The following is a 17,380-nucleotide window of genomic DNA, read 5'->3' on the forward strand; positions in this document are numbered from 1 at the left end:
CGCGTGACGGTGACTGAGTGACATAGTAGCGCTCCATAACGGGTAAATCAGGGCTACAAGAATAAATCTATTGGCTATAAAAGAGAAATTGATTATATATTTATAACTAACCGGAATAAGTGGTAAGAGGTGAGTCCATGCACGTAACGCTAAGACAGCTGTCGATTTTTGTTGAAGTGCTCAAAAGTGGATCGACAACGCAGGCATCGTCGGTACTGGCGCTTTCCCAGTCTGCGGTGAGTGCGTCCCTGTCTGACCTTGAAGAACAGCTGAAAGTCGCACTGTTCGATCGTGTGGGTAAACGGCTGGTGGTGAATGAAAACGGCAGACTGCTGTATCCGAAAGCGCTAGCGCTGTTGGAGCGGGCGACGGAAATCGAACAGCTGTTTAATCATTCCAACGGGGCGCTGAGAATTGCTGCCAGCACAACTATCGGCAACTATATTTTACCGGAGACACTGGCTTTATACCGGAAGGATTTCCCTCAAACTCCGCTGGAGCTGACAGTAGGCAATAGCCGTGAAATTATTCAGTCAGTAGCCGACTTCCGCGTTGATATGGGGTTTATTGAAGGACCCTGTCATCATCCTGATTTAATTACTCATCCATGGCTAAGCGACGAGCTGGTGGTGTTTGCATCGCCGGAGAATCCTTTGGCTAAGGTTGACACTGTCTCTCTTGACGCGCTGATTGCTGCTCCCTGGATTTTGAGGGAAGCGGGCTCCGGCACAAGAGAGGTATTGGAACACAGCCTTATGCAGCACTTGCCGGGAGCTCAGCCGATTTTGGAACTGGGAAACTCTGAGGCGATCAAACACGCTGTCAGACACGGAATTGGCATCAGCTGCCTATCTCGACGGGTAGTGGCCGAACAGTTGAGCAGTGGTTCGCTAGTCGAGCTCACGACGCCTTTTGGTACGCTGGAGCGCACGCTGTTTCTTATCTATCATCGTCAAAAGCACCTGTCAGCTAGCCTGCTGCGCTTTTTGACCTGTTGTCAATTTCCTATCGATGCCATTAAGCGCTGTCGGGACGGGCTATAAGCGTTGTAGTCCCTCCTACTGTCGTTTTTAACAACAATGGTGCTCTTCTGCTTATAACTTTTCACAAGTTATGAACGAATCTTATATTGCGAGCCGAGAGGTTATCGCCCGATCTATCATTTGCTACAATCGCGCACCTTTATAATTGTGAAAACACAGGTTTTGAATGGCACTGGCAGATACAAACACATCAACGGCGGAAGGCAAGCATAGGCTTCGCCGCTCGCTGAAGGCCCGACACTTGACGATGATCGCCGTCGGCGGTTCTATCGGTACGGGGCTGTTTGTCGCCTCTGGCGCAACCATTGCACAGGCTGGCCCGGGTGGTGCGCTGCTGTCGTATGCTCTTATCGGCCTGATGGTCTACTTCTTAATGACCAGCCTGGGCGAGCTTGCCGCTTATATGCCGGTGTCCGGCTCTTTCTCTACTTACGGCGCCAACTATGTTGAGCCTGGCTTTGGCTTCGCGCTGGGGTGGAACTACTGGTACAACTGGGCAGTAACCGTCGCGGTTGACTTGGTGGCTGCGCAGCTGGTCATGCAGTACTGGTTTCCTGAAACGCCCTTGGGCCTGCCGGACTGGATTTGGAGCGCTCTATTTTTGGCGTTCATCTTCTTTTTGAACTTTCTGTCAGTAAAGGGCTTTGGTGAAGCGGAGTTCTGGTTTGCGCTGATTAAAGTAGTGACTGTTATTATCTTTATTGCTCTGGGCGTGCTGATGATCTTTGGCATTCTGAAAGGCGGTAATAACGCGGGGTGGAGCAACTGGACTATCGGTGACGCGCCGTTTGCTGGAGGGTTCTCCGCCATGATAGGCGTGGCGATGATCGTCGGCTTCTCGTTTCAAGGGACTGAGCTTATCGGTATTGCTGCCGGTGAGTCTGCCGATCCGGGTAAGAATATTCCTCGCGCGGTTCGTCAGGTGTTCTGGCGCATCCTGTTGTTCTATATTTTCGCGATTCTGATTGTCAGCGTGCTGGTCCCCTATACCGATCCTAGCCTGCTACGTAACAATGAAACTGACGTTAGCGTGAGTCCGTTTACGCTGGTCTTCCAGCACGCAGGCTTACTGTCCGCAGCGGCAGTGATGAATGCGGTTATTCTGACCTCTGTCCTGTCTGCCGGTAACTCTGGGATGTATGCCTCAACGCGTATGCTGTACGCGCTGGCGGCGGAAGGGAAGGCGCCTAGAATTTTTGCCAAGCTGTCTGCTGGCGGTGTGCCGCGTAACGCACTGATTGCGACAACGGTCGTGGCCGGCCTGTGCTTTTTGACATCTCGCTTTGGCAATCAGCAGGTTTATCTCTGGCTGCTCAACACTTCGGGCATGACAGGCTTTATCGCCTGGCTGGGGATTGCGGTCAGCCACTATCGCTTCCGTAGGGGCTATATGGCTCAGGGTCGCTCTCTGAGCGACCTACCGTATCGCTCTGGATTTTTCCCGCTGGGACCAATCTTCGCCTTTGTGCTGTGCCTGATTATTACTCTAGGCCAGAACTATCAGGCGTTCCTCGAAGATAAAATTGACTGGGCAGGCGTAGCGGCGACCTATGTGGGTATTCCTCTGTTTTTAGCTATCTGGTTTGGCTACAAAATTGTGAAAAGAACCCGCTTTGTGCGCTATAGCGAAATGGAGTTTCCAGAACAGGCTGAGCGTGAAAAGGCCTAAATAAGCGGCTTTTTGTCATCCTGTTGTCACCCTATAAAAGAGCGTCGCGCAGAGATACTGTTCGACGCTCTTTCAATTTTTAACCGTTGCGTACGGTTTGTTGCCAAGAACCGCAGACTGCCAATGTTTTTCTGCCTGAATGCACCCCTCTTTTTGATATCATTTGTTGATAATCATTCTCCTTTGCATTATTGTTTGCATTCTTTTTATGCCGTGGAAAAGGGGCCGGGTAATGAAGCTATTTAAACGTATGTTGACGAAAGGCACAGGGGCTTCTCTGCTGCTGGGAAGCGCGTTGTTATTTAGTGCTGGGGCATGGGCAGAGACGATTACTGACGTAGCGGGGCGTCAGGTTGAGCTGCCGAAGAAAGCCGATCGTATCCTGCTTGGTGAAGGCCGCCTTATTTATGCTGTCGCGCTGCTGGAAGGGAAAAAGCCGTTTTCCCGCATCGTTGGCTGGCAAGGAGACTTCCGCAAGCTGGATCCTCATACCTATGCGGCCTACAAGGCCAAGTTCCCCGAAATTGATGATATCCCGCTGATTGGCAACACAACCGCTGAGAGCGTGAGCGCTGAGAAGGTGCTGGCGCTGCGCCCTGACGTTGCCGTATTTGGACTGTCCGGTCACGGGCCGGGCCGCAGCAGCGAGCTGGTAGCACAGCTGGAAAAAGCGGGTGTGCCAGTGGTCTTTATCGATTTTCGCACTTCTCCGTTAAAAAATACTGTTCCCAGTATGCGCATTCTGGGGAAAGCGCTGCACCGCGAAGCGCAGGCTGAGCGCTATATTCAGTTCTATGAAGAAAACGTTGCCAAGATTACTCAGGTCACTAAAGACATTGCTGAAGAAAACAAGCCAAAGGTGTTTATCGAACTAAAAGCCGCTATGACCGGTGACTGCTGTAGCACGGCAGGCAACGGCAATATGGGCGACTTTATTGATATCGCGGGCGGAAGAAACATGGCTAAGGGGCTTTTACCGGGCGCTCTGGGTACGGTAAATCTCGAAAAGATTATTGCTACTAACCCGGATGTTTATATTGCCAGCGGTTCTCGTGCGGCTGACGCTAAAGATCCCGGCATTAAGCTTGGCGCTGACGTGCCTGAAAGCGTCGCTCGCGAAAGCCTGCTTTCTATTCTTGACCGCAAAGGCATCAGCACGCTGCCGGCGGTGAAAGAGGGCAGAACCTACGGTGTATGGCACAGCTTCTATAACTCCCCTTACAACGTACTGGCGATTCAGGCATTCGGCACTTGGTTCTATCCTGACAGGTTTAAAGATGTCGATCCGAAGAGCACGATGGACTCGCTGTACAAAGAGTTTTTGGCCATTGAGCCGTCGGGTACCTATTGGATTGCCCCTAAAGCAGAAACAAACTGATTAATAATAACAATATTGTCGCAGTGGTCGTCATTGAATGAGCGTAAGTACAGAGTTAATGAAAGACGAAATACCGAATGAACGGAGCGTAATGGGGCGATATCGCCATATTTTACGCAAGCGCCTGATGGTTTTGCTGGTGGTCGCTCTGGCGATTATTGGATCGGTGGTGTTGGACTTTATTATGGGTCCTTCGGGCCTGACGATAGGCGAACTGTGGCAGACGCTGTGGCAGCCTGAAACCGTTGACGCCGGCATTCAGGTGATCGTTTGGGATATTCGTTTACCCTATGCACTGATGGCTGTTGTCGTTGGTATGGCTCTGGGGTTGGCGGGTGCGGAAATGCAGACTATTCTGAATAACCCGCTGGCTAGCCCGTTTACGCTTGGGGTATCTTCCGCTGCGGCGTTCGGCGCGGCATTGGCTATCGTGCTGGGGATTGGTATTCCCGGCATTGACCCTCAGTGGTTCATTTCGGCGAATGCGTTCATTTTTGCGCTTCTGGCTGCCTTTATGCTGGATGCAGTAACGCGCTGGACAAGAGTCGCGACCTCTGGCGTGGTGCTGTTCGGCATTGCGCTAGTGTTCACGTTTAACGCGCTGGTGTCGATGATGCAGTTTATCGCGTCAGAAGACACGCTGCAGGGGCTGGTATTTTGGACAATGGGCAGCCTGGCGCGGGCAACCTGGATTAAACTGGCTGTGCTGTTAGCCGTTTTCTTAGTGCTGTTTCCGTGGTCAATGATGAACGCCTGGCGTTTGACGGCTCTGCGTTTAGGTGAGGATCGGGCGATTAGCTTCGGCATTGACGTTCGCCGTCTGCGCCTGTCTACACTGTTGCGCATTAGCATTTTGTCTGCGCTGGCGGTGGCGTTTGTTGGGCCTATCGGTTTTATTGGTCTGGTGGCTCCACACATCGCTCGCCTGATTTTTGGCGAAGATCACCGCTTCTATCTCCCCGCCAGTGCCCTTATTGGTGCGCTGGTGCTTTCAATGGCCTCTGTAGCCTCTAAGAACCTTATTCCTGGTGTAATTATTCCCGTCGGCATTGTGACGTCGCTGGTTGGCGTGCCGTTCTTCCTGAGCATTATCTTGCGTCATCGGGGGCAGGTATGACGAGCGGCCTTCAGGCTAAGGGGTTTAACGCTGGCTACCCTAAAAAACCAATCATTACCGATTTGGCGATCCCTCAGTTAGCGCGGGGGGAGATTACGGTGCTTCTTGGCCCTAACGGCAGTGGGAAGTCAACGCTGCTGCGGGCGTTAGCGGGGCTAAATCGTGCGACTGGTCAACTGATGCTGGACGGTCAAGATCTTATGCAAGTGCCCTTTGCCGAGCGGGCAAAGCACGTCGTCTATTTACCGCAAACGCTGCCCGCAGGCGTCCATCTTCACGTTCTGGAGTCTATCGTCGTGGCGCAGCGAGCGTCGGGTGGAATGCATTCTGAGCGCGGTGAAGAAGAGGTGATGGAGCTACTGACGCAGCTGGGTATTTCCCATCTGGCGCTTAGCTACCTCGATCAGCTTTCAGGTGGACAGAAGCAGCTGGTGGGCTTAGCACAGTCACTGATTCGGCAGCCTTCTCTGCTGCTGCTTGATGAGCCTTTAAGTGCGCTAGACCTGAACTATCAGTTCCACGTGATGGATCTGGTGAAGCGGGAAACTCAGCGCCGCAATATGATCACGGTGGTGGTGGTGCACGATATTAATATTGCCCTGCGCCATGCCGACCATGTACTGATGCTGAAGAGCGGCAAGCTGGTTGCTAACGGAAAGCCGGAAGTGGTGATTACGGCAGAAAGTCTGGCTGAAGTTTACGGTGTAAGAGGGCGGATTGAGCTTTGTTCTCAGGGGCGACCTCAGGTCACTATTGACGGTTTGGTTGGAAAACTGACGAGCTGACGGGTCGCTAAACGACGGTTGGAGAAAAACGCGTTAACGCCTTGGGCGCTAGCGCGTTTTTTTACGTTACGTATTTATGCAGCCTGAGTCGCGGTTTTACCGGAACGGCTCTTCACTGCATGGTTTAGCAGTACATAGCCACTGGCGATGATAAATCCAAGTAGCGTAAAGAGCACCAGAACGAGCGCTTTTCCTGGCCCTTCCTTTTTGACAGGCCAGGAAGGCTCCATTTGAAACTTATAGGGCTGGAAATGTGCGCCCTGAATGTGGATCTGCTGCATTTTACTTAGGCGCATTTCCCGGTTTTGAATAGAGGCGTTCAGGTGAGAAACGTCAGTGATCGACTGTTCTATTTTCAGCTTTTGTGCCAGCCCGTCTGAGCCAAGGGCGACAGAGTAGTCAGGATCGTCTTTAACTGCCTGCCCGTGACTGTAAACGGGCTGCTTAATGCCTGCGGCATTGGCAACCTCGAGTGAATAGTTAAGGCGCTGTATATTGATATTGTGCTCGTTTTCTAACGCCTGCCTGTCCAGTGCCAGTTTGTCTTTTTCCGCCTGGATCCGCAGTTCTAGCGAGCTGGTGAGATTATCAATGACTTCTTTTTCGACGCCGGTGGTGACGTAATCAATATATCCTTTAAGCACGGACTGGGCGTCGTCAGCGGTTTCGGCCGTAAACGTTAGCGACCAGGCCGTGTAGGGCTGTGGGTCTTTTTTATTTTCAGCGTTATTTAAGCGGAGTTTAATACGCTCTGCCGTTCTGACAATCAGACGGCGTCGCTCGGTATTGTCTGCACCCGTATTTTCCAGCTTATTTTTAATATAGGAAGACTGGTTTAAATAGGCTTTCTGTAATGCTGTGGAGTCAAATCGCTTAATAAACAGTTGGTAGAGGCCGTCAGCTGAAACATCTTCTTTAATATCGAGAACCTGTAATTCGGTCAGCTCTTTCCGTATCTCAATCAGCTCGGGCATTTCCGGCGCAACGATAATGGCCTGGCTGGTCCACTTTTGTGGAAGAAGAAACGCCACGGCAAGCCCAACGGCGGCAAAGCAGAAGGTGATGAGGAAAAGGCGAGCCTTCGCTAAAAAGAGCGTTTCCAACAGAGCAAAAAGGTCTATGTCATCCCGCTGGGAATAGTCTGTGACGGTTAACCTTTTACTGAGCGTATTTTCCATATAGTAGATGTCCGTATTTCCTTCGTCAGGCTAGAGAAATGGATAGCATCTCTAACCAAATAAATCAGGTAGCATATGTTTAGATGTTAGTGGCTTTCTAACTTCGCGTTACCTATATAATTTACTTTGTGATAGTAAAAATAACAAATGATTACTTATTAAAAATAAATCAAATTAAATAGTTATCATGCGTTGTATTTAAGAGCGAGTTTGACGGAAATATTTCTATTTATCTTTTGATAACTATATGAAAAATGAAATAGCAGATTTTTTGATTGGGGGTTGAATTGACCCTAATTTTCCGAAGACAAAAAACGAAATGCTAAAGGTCTGTTGAGATGAGTCTGCGGAATTAAGGAAATTATGCAAAAAATACAAAAGAGAATACATACAGGGTGGATAAAAAATCCCCTTCATCGTTATCTAAAGCGAAGAAGGGGATATTCATGATATGTGCGACTCGCCTAGAGCCTGCCGCCATATTATTTTACTTTACGGACATTCCCGGCTGTGCACCGCTGTCCGGCGTTAACAGGAAGATATCGCTACCGCCGGGGCCTGCGGCCATCACCATGCCTTCTGACACACCAAAGCGCATCTTTCTTGGCGCTAGGTTGGCAACCATCACGGTCAATCGGCCTTCAAGCGCCTTAGGATCGGGATAGGCAGACTTAATGCCGGAGAAGACCTGACGAACTTCACCACCCAGATCCAGAGTAAGCTTTAAGAGTTTGTCTGAGCCCTCAACTTCTTCTACCTGTTTGATCAGCGCAACGCGCAGATCGACTTTGGCAAAGTCGTCAAAGGTGATGGTGTCGGCAATGGGCTCATCCGCCAGCGGGCCCGTTGCAGCGACCTTCGGCAGGTTTTGCATCGCCTGAAGATCCGCTTTAGATGATTCGATCATAGCGTCGACCTGCGCCGTCTCAATACGGTTAAACAGCGCTTTAAAGGCGTTAACCTGATGGCCTAACAGCGGCTGCTCAATGTCGTCCCAGTGCAGTTCTTTGTTCAGAAACGCTTCGGCGCGCTCAGTCAAAGAAGGAAGCACCGGCTTGAGGTAGGTCATCAGCACGCGGAACATGTTGATGCCCATCGAACAGATAAGCTGCAAGTCTTCATCGCGGCCTTCCTGCTTGGCAACAACCCACGGAGCCTGCTCATCGACATAGCGGTTGGCGATATCTGCCAGCGCCATGATCTCGCGAATAGCTTTGTTAAACTCCCGCTGTTCATAGTATTCAGCGATGGTGCTTGCCGCCTGAGTAAAGGTTTTGTACAGCTCTTTGTCTGCCAACTTGTCCGATAGCTTCCCGTTGAAGCGCTTGCTGATAAAGCCCGCGTTGCGAGAGGCTAGGTTAACCACCTTGTTGACGATGTCAGCGTTAACGCGCTGGACAAAGTCCTCTAGGTTCAGGTCGATATCGTCAATGCGTGAAGAGAGCTTCGCCGCATAGTAATAGCGCAGACAGTCCGGATCGAGGTGTTTCAGGTAGGTTTTTGCCTGAATAAAGGTGCCACGCGATTTGGACATCTTGGCACCGTTGACAGTGACATAGCCGTGAACACACAGGCTGGTTGGCTTGCGGAACTGGCTACCCTGAAGCATGGCGGGCCAAAACAGGCTGTGGAAGTAGACGATGTCCTTACCGATATAGTGGTAAAGCTCGGCTTCTGATCCTTCCTGCCAGTATTCATCAAAGTTCAGATCGCTGCGTTTGTCGCAGAGATTCTTGAACGAGCCCATATAGCCGATAGGGGCATCTAGCCAAACGTAGAAGTACTTGCCCGGCGCATCGGGAATTTCAAAACCAAAGTAGGGAGCATCTCGGGTGATGTCCCACTGCTGTAGACCCGCGTCAAACCACTCCTGCATTTTGTTGGCCACCTGCTCTTGCAGGGCACCGGAACGGGTCCATGCCTGAAGCATGTCCTGAAACGCGGGCAAATCGAAGAAAAAGTGTTCTGTTTCACGCATGACCGGTGTCGCACCGGACACCACAGAGCGCGGATCGATAAGCTCTGTTGGGCTATAGGTCGCCCCGCATACTTCACAGTTGTCGCCGTACTGATCCTGCGCCTTACAGCGCGGGCAGGTGCCTTTAACAAAGCGGTCAGGCAGGAACAGCGATTTTTCCGGGTCGAAAAGCTGTGAAATGGTCCGACTTTTAATAAAGCCGTTATTCTTCAGGCGACTATAAATAAGCTCTGACAGCACGCGGTTTTCTTCGCTGTGCGTAGAGTGATAGTTGTCGTAACTGATGAAGAAGCCGGCGAAGTCCTGCTGGTGTTCGCGGTTCATATCGTCAATCATGCTTTCCGGCGTCACGCCCATCTGCTGGGCTTTTAGCATTATCGGTGTGCCGTGAGCGTCATCGGCACAGATAAAGCTAATCTGGTGACCACGCATTCGATGGTAACGAACCCAGATATCAGCCTGAATGTGCTCGAGAATATGACCGAGATGAATTGAACCGTTTGCGTAAGGGAGCGCACAGGTCACCAGTATTTTTTTCGCGACTTGAGCCATAGTTAACGTCTTAATCTTTATTGATGAATGGGAACATTCGATGTTAACTGATTGCGCCAGCCTCGGCTAGGCCGTATCTGCGCGAAAGGGCATATTTTTTCCCGACATCGTGGGCAGACACTCTAATTGCCTATTTCACAATGAACAGTGAAACAAGGGGAGGGGAAAGCGTTGGTGGCGAGTGATAACCCTATTAAAAAAGCCGCTGATACCTTTGGCTCTGGCTTCTGTTATGCTAATAGGCAGTGATTTCGCCACGCGGCCGAAAGGCGGCGGGCACTTTCTTGCTATCATATTGATAATCATGAGGAGTAGGGATGAGTGAACAATCCCAGAATGCGTCAACGTCAGACGCGTTAAACCAGCTTGTGACCAAACGGCTTGCCGCATTTACCCACCCCACGTTGAAAAAAAGCGTGATTGAACTTAAGGCGCTGCACCACTGTGCACTGCTGGATAACGTGTTGCACATCGAGCTGCATATGCCTTTTGCCTGGCACAGCGGCTTTGAGGCGCTGAAGACCGCGGAGACCGAAGCGCTTTTGAGCGAAACGGGAGCCCAGTCTGTCGAGTGGAAGCTGGTTTGTAACATCGTCACACTCAAGCGGGCGAACGATCAGGCGGGCGTTAAGGGCGTTAAAAACGTGATTGCCGTTAGTTCCGGTAAGGGCGGCGTGGGCAAATCCAGCACGGCGGTTAATCTGGCGCTGGCGCTAGCGGCTGAAGGAGCAAAAGTCGGGATTCTTGACGCCGATATTTACGGCCCTTCAATACCGACTATGCTCGGCACGGCGAACGAGCGCCCGACCTCGCCAGACGGCGAACACATGGCGCCGATTGCGGCACACGGACTTGCGACGAATTCTATTGGCTATTTGGTAGAAGACGGCAATGCAATGGTGTGGCGTGGCCCGATGGCCAGCAAGGCGCTGCTGCAACTCCTTCAGGACACTCTGTGGCCCGATCTCGACTATTTGGTCATCGACATGCCTCCGGGAACCGGCGACATCCAGCTGACGCTGTCACAGAATATTCCGGTTACCGGTGCCGTTATTGTGACCACGCCTCAGGACGTAGCGCTGGTTGACGCCATGAAAGGTCTAGTGATGTTTGAGAAAGTGCATGTGCCTGTGCTGGGCATTATCGAGAACATGAGTATTCACGTGTGTAGCCAGTGTGGGCATCAGGAAGCCATCTTTGGCACCGGCGGTGCGGAAAAGCTGATTGCGAAACACGGCAGCCAGCTGTTAGGGCAGCTCCCTCTTCATATCAATATTCGTGAAGATCTGGATCGGGGTGAGCCTACTGTGATTGCCGATCCTGAAAGCGAGAACAGCCAGCTGTATCGCCAGCTGGCCGCCAGAGTAGCCGCTGAGCTTTACTGGCAAGGTCAGGCGATCCCTTCAGAAATTAATATCAGAACGATGATGTAGTTCATCACATCACGCGTCTAACCCCGCGTGCGTCAACGTTTGCTTCTGGCGCGCGCGGTCATTAAATCATATACTTAAAGACATAAACGTCGTACTGCGCCGGAGCTACAGTCCCTGTTGCATCGAGGCTTTTTAGTGCTCGAAATAAATAGGGAACTTAATGAGTTATCAATGGAAACTGGCACAGTTCAATCGAAGCCCTATGCGCTTGGTGAGCGCGGGGTCAACGTTACCAGAACAAGACAGACAGGAGTTTGACCGTAATGAGATTATGCGATCGGGATATTGAAGCCTGCTTAGACAGCGGCAAGTTAAGTATTACACCGCGCCCTCCCGTCGCGCGAATCAACGGCGCTACGGTTGATGTTCGGCTGGGAAATCAGTTTCGCGTCTTTAGCGGGCACACGGCGGCCTACATCGATCTCAGCGGGCCGAAAGAAGAAGTTTCCGCCGCTCTTGAACGCGTGATGAGCGACGAGATCAATCTGACTGAAGATGAACCGTTTTTTCTGCATCCGGGGGAACTGGCTCTGGCGGTTACGCTGGAGTCCGTTTCTCTGCCTGACGACCTGGTGGGGTGGCTGGACGGACGCTCTTCCTTGGCAAGACTAGGACTGATGGTGCACGTTACCGCTCACCGTATCGATCCGGGCTGGCAGGGGAAAATTGTTTTAGAATTCTATAATTCAGGTAAGCTTCCGCTGGCGTTGCGCCCGGGAATGGTGATTGGCGCCCTAAGCTTTGAGCCGCTGAGCGGCCCGGCAGCCCGCCCTTATCACCGCAGGGAAGATGCAAAATATAAAGACCAGCAGGGTGCGGTAGCCAGTCGTATAGATAAAGACTAGCGTTTATCTGTTAGTTTATCCGTTGGTAGTGAACGTCTAAAAGTTACCGTTGGGGATATATGTCATGAGACGATTTTTAACCGCGCTGGCCATTATTCTGGCCGTCGTGGTTGCCGGAATGAGCGCGCTGGTTTTATTGGTCGATCCCAATGATTTTCGCGGCTATATGGTAAAAAAAAGTCGAGGATAAAACCGGCTATCACCTGAAGATTGACGGGGATTTGCGCTGGCACGTGTGGCCTCAGCTCAGCATTCTCGCCGGTCAGATGTCGCTGACTGCGCCAGGCGCCAGCTCCCCTGTAGTGAGCGCGGAGAATATGCGCTTGGACGTTGAACTGATGCCGCTGCTTTCCCATCAACTAGTGGTAAAAAACGTCACGCTGAAGGGCGGCTCTATCCAGCTTTTACCGCAAACTCAACCCCAGGGTGCCAGCAGTGCACCGATAGCTCCACCCGACGCTACTCAGGGCAAGGGCATTCCAGAGAATGGCGACTCAAGCGCTAAATGGGCGCTGGAACTCAATAAGGTGAACGTTTCAGACAGTATTTTAGTCTGGCAGCGTCGTGAAAATGACACCGTCACAGTGCGCGATATGAATTTGGTGCTGGTTCGTACCGATGAAAGAACAGCAAAGGTAAATACCAGTGCAAGAATCAATCGGGATCAGCGTGAGCTGGGTTTTTCGCTAGAGGGCGGCCTTGATTTTACGCGTTTCCCTCAGTCGCTGTCTGTGAATGTCAGCAAGCTTGACTACCAGCTTCAAGGAGCAGGTCTGCTTCCTGGGGGCGTTAAGGGTGAAGCGACGTTTGAAGCGGTGTATCAGCGAGCGCCTGAGTCTGTTCAGGTTTCTCCGCTGTCCCTAACGGTTAACGATAGCCTGATTACTGCTGACGTTTCCGCGACGCTGGGAGATATCCCTCACTATACGCTTAATGCCAAATCTGAACGTCTGGATTTGGATACGCTATTGCTGAATCCATCAAAGGGTAGTGTAGAGGCTTCGGCGCAAAGTATTGAAACACCGCGCCCGGTGACTTCTTCAGCTAATGGGCTGTCTGACACCCTCGATCTTGCATTCTTGAAAGATTTTAACGCCACACTGGCGCTGACTGCTGACGATTTGACGTACCGTAAGATACCAATGCGCAATGCGGTCATAAAAGCCACAAATCAGCAGGGTGTGATGACAATTGAGAGTGCATCAGCGAAAGCGTTTAGCGGCAATTTTAGTGTAAGCGGCGTGGTGGATGCCACAAAGGCCCAGCCAACAGTAGCCATAAAGCCCCAGATTGAGAGAATTCAGCTAGGCGAGCTGTTAAAAACGATGGACTATCCGCAAACAATGACTGGGCAGTTGACAATGCAGGGTTCATTTAACAGTGTTGGTAGCGAGTTGACGAGCCTAGAGAAAGGGTGGCGCGGCAGTGCCCATCTGGCTGTTGACGGTGCGCGTCTGCACGGTCTAAACATTCAGCAGCTGATTCAGCAGGCTGTAACGAGAAATAACCGAGACGTTAAGGGAATGGACAACTATGAGCGCTATACTGAGGTTCAGCGCCTAGTCGTGGATACTGTTCTCAATCAGGGGCAGGTTAGGGTAACGCGGATGAACGGCGCTTCGGAGCTGCTGACGGTTGCCGGTACCGGCGTGCTGAACTTGCCTATGCAGAGCTGCGATATGAATTTGAATATTCGCGTTACTAAAGGCTGGGGCGGTAAGTCAGAACTGGTCAATATCCTGCAGAATACGACGGTTCCGCTGCGCATCTACGGGCCTTGGAGCAAACTGAACTATCAGCTTCACACTGACCAGATCCTGCGCGATAAGTTAAAAGAGCAGTTGGGGCAGGCGCTCGATAAGTGGATTGATAAAAACAAGAATAAGCAGGAAGGTAAGGACGCGAAGAAGCTGTTGCAAAAGCTGTTATAGAGGTTTCGTGAACATAAAGAGAGAGGCGCCTAGGCGCCTCTCTTTCGTTAATCAACAATCAACTTTTTTCATCAACTACTCTTCATCCTGCTCGGGCGGTATCAGTGAGGTGATGCGCACTTTCTGAATGCGGTGGCTGCTGACTTCCAGCGGCTCGTAGATCCAGTCACCAATCTTAATCTGTTCTCCGACTTCCGGAATGCGCTGAGCGTGTTCCATCAGCAGGCCGGCGATAGTGTGATAGTCGCGCTTTTCTTCAACGTCTATAGGAATATAGATGGCCAGATCTTCCAGCGGCATATAGCCATTGGCAATCCAGCTGCCGTCGGCTTCGTGCTGGATGTCGTGACGAGCGTCGAGGTTTTCGCCGTCGACCGGCAGGTTTCCGGCGATGGTTTCCATCACGTCAGTCAGGGTCACAATACCTTCCACAGAGCCAAACTCATCGACGACGAAGGCAAAGTGCGTTTGTGCCTGACGAAACTGCTCAAGCGCCATTAGAAGCGACACGGTTTCTGGGAATATCAGCGGCTGCTTAATCAGCGAGCGAATGTCTAGGCTAGGCTGAGACAGCTGCTGCTTGAGCAGGTCATTAACGTGAATCACGCCCAGCGGCTCGTCCGCTGCGCCGTCTTCAGTGACTACCAGACGCGTGTGTTGGTTGCGGTGAAGCGTTTGGCGAATCACTTCCTCAGGCTCGCTTAGGTCCAGATCTTCAATATCGTGGCGAGAGGTCATGATGCTACCGACTGAACGCTGTGCGAGGCCCAGCACCCGCTCTATCATATGACGTTCTTGGCGGTTGAAGATTTCATCGCTGTCGCCTTTATGGCTGTCAGAGATAAGGCCAGCAGAGTGGCTGTCCAGTTCAGCATCTTCGTGTTTACCGCTCAGCATGCGCAGCACTGCTTCAGCCGTGCGCTGGCGCAGAGGCCTGCTGGAGGAGAGATACTTGCGGCGGTTGGCTATAGAAAGCTGGTTAAAGACTTCAATCAAAATAGAGAAGCCAATGGCCGCGTACAGATAGCCTTTCGGAATATGGAAACCGAGGCCGTCCGCCACCAGACTAAAGCCAATCATCAGCAGGAAGCTGAGGCACAGAATAACGATGGTTGGGTGTGCGTTGACAAAGCGCGTTAGCGGCTTACTGGCCATCAGCATCAGGCCCATGGCGATACACACTGCAATCATCATTACCGCTAGGTGATCAACCATACCTACGGCAGTAATCACCGAGTCTAGGGAGAATACGGCGTCTAGAACGACGATTTGCGTGACGACAGCCCAGAACTTGGCGCCTTTTTGTGTCGAGGTATCTTCGTGATCTTTTCCTTCCAACTGTTCGTTAAGCTCCATCGTGGCTTTAAACAGCAAGAACACACCGCCTATCAGCATGATCAGGTCTCGCCCGCTGAAGGCATGGTCGAAAACGCGAAAAAGCGGCGTTGTCAGCGTTGATAGCCAAGAAATGCTGGCCAGAAGAATCAGGCGCATAACGAGCGCCAGCCCTAGTCCAATGACCCGGGCGCGGTCGCGCTGGTGTTTGGGAAGTTTGTCCGCCAGAATGGCGATGAAAACCAGATTATCAATACCAAGAACGATTTCAAGGACGACCAGCGTTGCTAGGCCAGCCCAGATAGTTGGATCAGCGATCCATTCCATAAGTCAGGTGGTTACCTTCACGTAAAGCAGCACGCGCTGCCGCATTATTGTAGGGGCTAAACCGCAAACCGACAATCTTTTATGTAGTGACTTAGGGTATTGACAGTGAAATTGACCTAAACGGCGGAGATTTCTCTGCGGTTTAAAACCAATTCACTGGCTAACGCGGTATTTGAAGATAATATCTCGCATTTTTTCCTCGAAGGCGACTGAGATAAATGTTGGATCCCGCAAATTATCAATTGCTCTGATAGCTATTTCTGACGTACCAATTACGGTATCTGTGAGATATGATAACTTTGTCTTTATACGTTGTTCATGGGCTGTACGCCGGTGAATGTAGCCTGTCAGTGAGGAGTATATATGTCTAAGCAGCAAATTGGTGTCGTCGGCATGGCGGTTATGGGCCGTAATCTGGCGTGGAATATCGAAAGCCGCGGCTATTCCGTTTCTATTTTCAACCGCTCAGCGGATAAGACCGACGAAGTCATTGCTGAAAGCCCGGGGAAAAAGCTGGTTCCCTGTTATACCGTAGAAGAGTTTGTTAACTCACTGGAAAAACCGCGCCGCATTCTGCTTATGGTGAAAGCGGGCGAGGCGACCGATAAGACCATCGACTCCCTTAAGCCTTATCTCGACAAGGGCGATATTCTTATCGACGGCGGTAACACCTACTATAAAGACACCATTCGCCGCAACAGAGAGCTGTCTGCTGAAGGCTTCAACTTTATCGGTACTGGCGTGTCCGGCGGTGAAGAGGGAGCGCTGAAGGGGCCTTCAATTATGCCCGGTGGGCAAAAAGAAGCCTATGAGCTGGTGGCTCCGATCCTAGAGAAAATTGCTGCCCGTGCTAACGGCGAGCCGTGCATTACCTACATCGGCGCTGATGGTGCTGGTCACTATGTGAAGATGGTGCATAACGGCATTGAATACGGTGATATGCAGCTGATTGCTGAAGCCTACTCACTGCTCAAGCAGGCTGTTGGCCTGACAAATGACGAGCTGGCAGAAACGTTTGCCGAATGGAACAAGGGCGAGCTGGACAGCTACCTTATCGAAATTACCGCAGACATCTTCCGCAAGAAAGACGAGAGCGGCCAGTATCTGGTAGACGTGATTCTGGATGAAGCTGCACAGAAGGGAACCGGAAAATGGACGAGCCAGAGCTCTCTTGACCTCGGCGTTCCTCTCTCTTTGATCACCGAGTCTGTGTTTGCTCGCTTCCTGTCAGCGCTGAAAAACGAGCGCGTGGCGGCATCGAAAGTATTGAGCGGCCCGGCTCCGGTAGCCTTTACGGGTAACAAAGCCGAGTTTATTGAAAAGGTGCGCCGCGCGCTGTATTTAGGCAAGATCGTTTCTTACGCGCAGGGCTTTGCACAGCTTAAGTCCGCTTCTGACGAATATCAGTGGGATCTGAACTACGGTGAAATCGCCAAGATTTTCCGCGCGGGCTGCATCATTCGCGCTCAGTTCCTGCAAAAGATCACTGACGCCTATGCTGAAAACGGCGATATTGCTAACCTGCTTTTAGCCAGCTACTTCAAGAAAACGGCAGATGAATACCAGCAGGCGCTGCGCGACGTCGTGGCTTATGCGGTTCTGCACGGTATTCCTACGCCAACGCTGTCTGCGGCAATTGCCTATTACGACAGCTACCGTGCTGCAGTGCTGCCTGCGAACCTGATTCAGGCGCAGCGTGACTACTTTGGTGCGCACACCTACAGACGTACTGATAAAGAGGGTGTCTTCCACACTGAGTGGATGGAGTAAGCGCATTCAGCGACAGAGAATCCGGCCTGGCCGGATTTT

The 17,380-nt window shown here is 51.5% G+C and carries 13 protein-coding genes; 10 read left to right on the forward strand and 3 right to left on the reverse strand.

Translation table 11 applies throughout. The annotated features are described in order from the left end of the window. The first annotated feature begins 137 nt into the window (after positions 1–137). The 5 genes from yieE to DQM29_RS06455 all read left to right on the forward strand — a co-directional run bounded on the left by yieE (position 138) and on the right by DQM29_RS06455 (position 5,992). Positions 138–1,043, forward strand: a complete 906-nt coding sequence (yieE, locus tag DQM29_RS06435; RefSeq protein WP_111739923.1) for a DNA-binding transcriptional regulator YeiE — start codon at positions 138–140, stop codon at positions 1,041–1,043. Between the two features lie 166 nt (positions 1,044–1,209). Further along, positions 1,210–2,712, forward strand: a complete 1,503-nt coding sequence (locus DQM29_RS06440) for an amino acid permease (RefSeq protein WP_111739924.1) — start codon at positions 1,210–1,212, stop codon at positions 2,710–2,712. A gap of 232 nt (positions 2,713–2,944) precedes the next feature. Continuing rightward, a complete protein-coding gene (locus tag DQM29_RS06445; RefSeq protein WP_111739925.1) occupies positions 2,945–4,090 on the forward strand; it encodes an ABC transporter substrate-binding protein in 1,146 nt (381 codons plus the stop codon). Positions 4,091–4,127: 37 nt separating this feature from the next. Then, on the forward strand, positions 4,128–5,207 hold the full coding sequence (locus DQM29_RS06450; protein ID WP_111739926.1) for a FecCD family ABC transporter permease: 1,080 nt from the start codon (positions 4,128–4,130) through the stop codon (positions 5,205–5,207). Further along, complete coding sequence (locus tag DQM29_RS06455; RefSeq protein WP_111739927.1) at positions 5,204–5,992, forward strand: ABC transporter ATP-binding protein; 789 nt, start codon at positions 5,204–5,206, stop codon at positions 5,990–5,992. The genes DQM29_RS06450 and DQM29_RS06455 overlap by 4 nt, the downstream gene beginning before the upstream one ends. 74 nt (positions 5,993–6,066) lie before the next feature. Here the strand turns inward: DQM29_RS06455 and wzz(fepE) are convergent, their stop codons facing one another. Together wzz(fepE) and metG are read right to left on the reverse strand one after the other, a co-directional pair. Continuing rightward, positions 6,067–7,170, reverse strand: coding sequence for an LPS O-antigen length regulator Wzz(fepE) (wzz(fepE), locus tag DQM29_RS06460; protein WP_111739928.1), 1,104 nt, complete (start codon positions 7,168–7,170; stop codon positions 6,067–6,069). A 487-nt stretch (positions 7,171–7,657) separates the two neighbouring features. Beyond that, the gene (gene metG / locus DQM29_RS06465; protein ID WP_111739929.1) at positions 7,658–9,700 is read right to left on the reverse strand and encodes a methionine--tRNA ligase; all 2,043 of its coding nucleotides are present in this window, start codon (positions 9,698–9,700) and stop codon (positions 7,658–7,660) included. A gap of 317 nt (positions 9,701–10,017) precedes the next feature. Between metG and apbC the strand changes: the two genes are divergently transcribed. The 4 genes from apbC to asmA all read left to right on the forward strand — a co-directional run bounded on the left by apbC (position 10,018) and on the right by asmA (position 13,909). After that, positions 10,018–11,133, forward strand: a complete 1,116-nt coding sequence (gene apbC / locus DQM29_RS06470) for an iron-sulfur cluster carrier protein ApbC (RefSeq protein ID WP_111739930.1) — start codon at positions 10,018–10,020, stop codon at positions 11,131–11,133. A gap of 263 nt (positions 11,134–11,396) precedes the next feature. Continuing rightward, complete coding sequence (gene dcd / locus DQM29_RS06475; RefSeq protein ID WP_111739931.1) at positions 11,397–11,978, forward strand: dCTP deaminase; 582 nt, start codon at positions 11,397–11,399, stop codon at positions 11,976–11,978. Between the two features lie 64 nt (positions 11,979–12,042). After that, a complete protein-coding gene (locus DQM29_RS18560; RefSeq protein WP_269472285.1) occupies positions 12,043–12,168 on the forward strand; it encodes a hypothetical protein in 126 nt (41 codons plus the stop codon). A 43-nt stretch (positions 12,169–12,211) separates the two neighbouring features. Further along, positions 12,212–13,909, forward strand: a complete 1,698-nt coding sequence (gene asmA, locus DQM29_RS06480; RefSeq protein WP_232054871.1) for an outer membrane assembly protein AsmA — start codon at positions 12,212–12,214, stop codon at positions 13,907–13,909. A gap of 75 nt (positions 13,910–13,984) precedes the next feature. Here the strand turns inward: asmA and DQM29_RS06485 are convergent, their stop codons facing one another. Next, complete coding sequence (locus DQM29_RS06485; RefSeq protein ID WP_111739933.1) at positions 13,985–15,571, reverse strand: TerC family protein; 1,587 nt, start codon at positions 15,569–15,571, stop codon at positions 13,985–13,987. A 363-nt stretch (positions 15,572–15,934) separates the two neighbouring features. Between DQM29_RS06485 and gndA the strand changes: the two genes are divergently transcribed. Continuing rightward, positions 15,935–17,341 carry an NADP-dependent phosphogluconate dehydrogenase gene (gndA, locus tag DQM29_RS06490; protein ID WP_111739934.1) on the forward strand — a complete coding sequence of 469 codons (1,407 nt, stop codon included), beginning with the start codon at positions 15,935–15,937 and terminating at the stop codon, positions 17,339–17,341. Positions 17,342–17,380 lie beyond the last annotated feature (39 nt).

The sequence above is a fragment of the Leminorella richardii genome, assembly GCF_900478135.1.
Taxonomy (GTDB): Bacteria; Pseudomonadota; Gammaproteobacteria; order Enterobacterales; family Enterobacteriaceae; genus Leminorella; species Leminorella richardii.

Coding starts and splice junctions, on each gene's coding strand:
- DQM29_RS06485 (WP_111739933.1), bottom strand. CDS start 15,571: ATGGAATGGATCGCTGATCCAACTATCTGGGCTGGCCTAGCAACGCTG.
- DQM29_RS18560 (WP_269472285.1), top strand. CDS start 12,043: ATGAGACGATTTTTAACCGCGCTGGCCATTATTCTGGCCGTCGTGGTT.
- yieE (WP_111739923.1), top strand. CDS start 138: ATGCACGTAACGCTAAGACAGCTGTCGATTTTTGTTGAAGTGCTCAAA.
- dcd (WP_111739931.1), top strand. CDS start 11,397: ATGAGATTATGCGATCGGGATATTGAAGCCTGCTTAGACAGCGGCAAG.
- DQM29_RS06440 (WP_111739924.1), top strand. CDS start 1,210: ATGGCACTGGCAGATACAAACACATCAACGGCGGAAGGCAAGCATAGG.
- DQM29_RS06455 (WP_111739927.1), top strand. CDS start 5,204: ATGACGAGCGGCCTTCAGGCTAAGGGGTTTAACGCTGGCTACCCTAAA.
- metG (WP_111739929.1), bottom strand. CDS start 9,700: ATGGCTCAAGTCGCGAAAAAAATACTGGTGACCTGTGCGCTCCCTTAC.
- apbC (WP_111739930.1), top strand. CDS start 10,018: ATGAGTGAACAATCCCAGAATGCGTCAACGTCAGACGCGTTAAACCAG.
- DQM29_RS06445 (WP_111739925.1), top strand. CDS start 2,945: ATGAAGCTATTTAAACGTATGTTGACGAAAGGCACAGGGGCTTCTCTG.
- DQM29_RS06450 (WP_111739926.1), top strand. CDS start 4,128: ATGAGCGTAAGTACAGAGTTAATGAAAGACGAAATACCGAATGAACGG.
- gndA (WP_111739934.1), top strand. CDS start 15,935: ATGTCTAAGCAGCAAATTGGTGTCGTCGGCATGGCGGTTATGGGCCGT.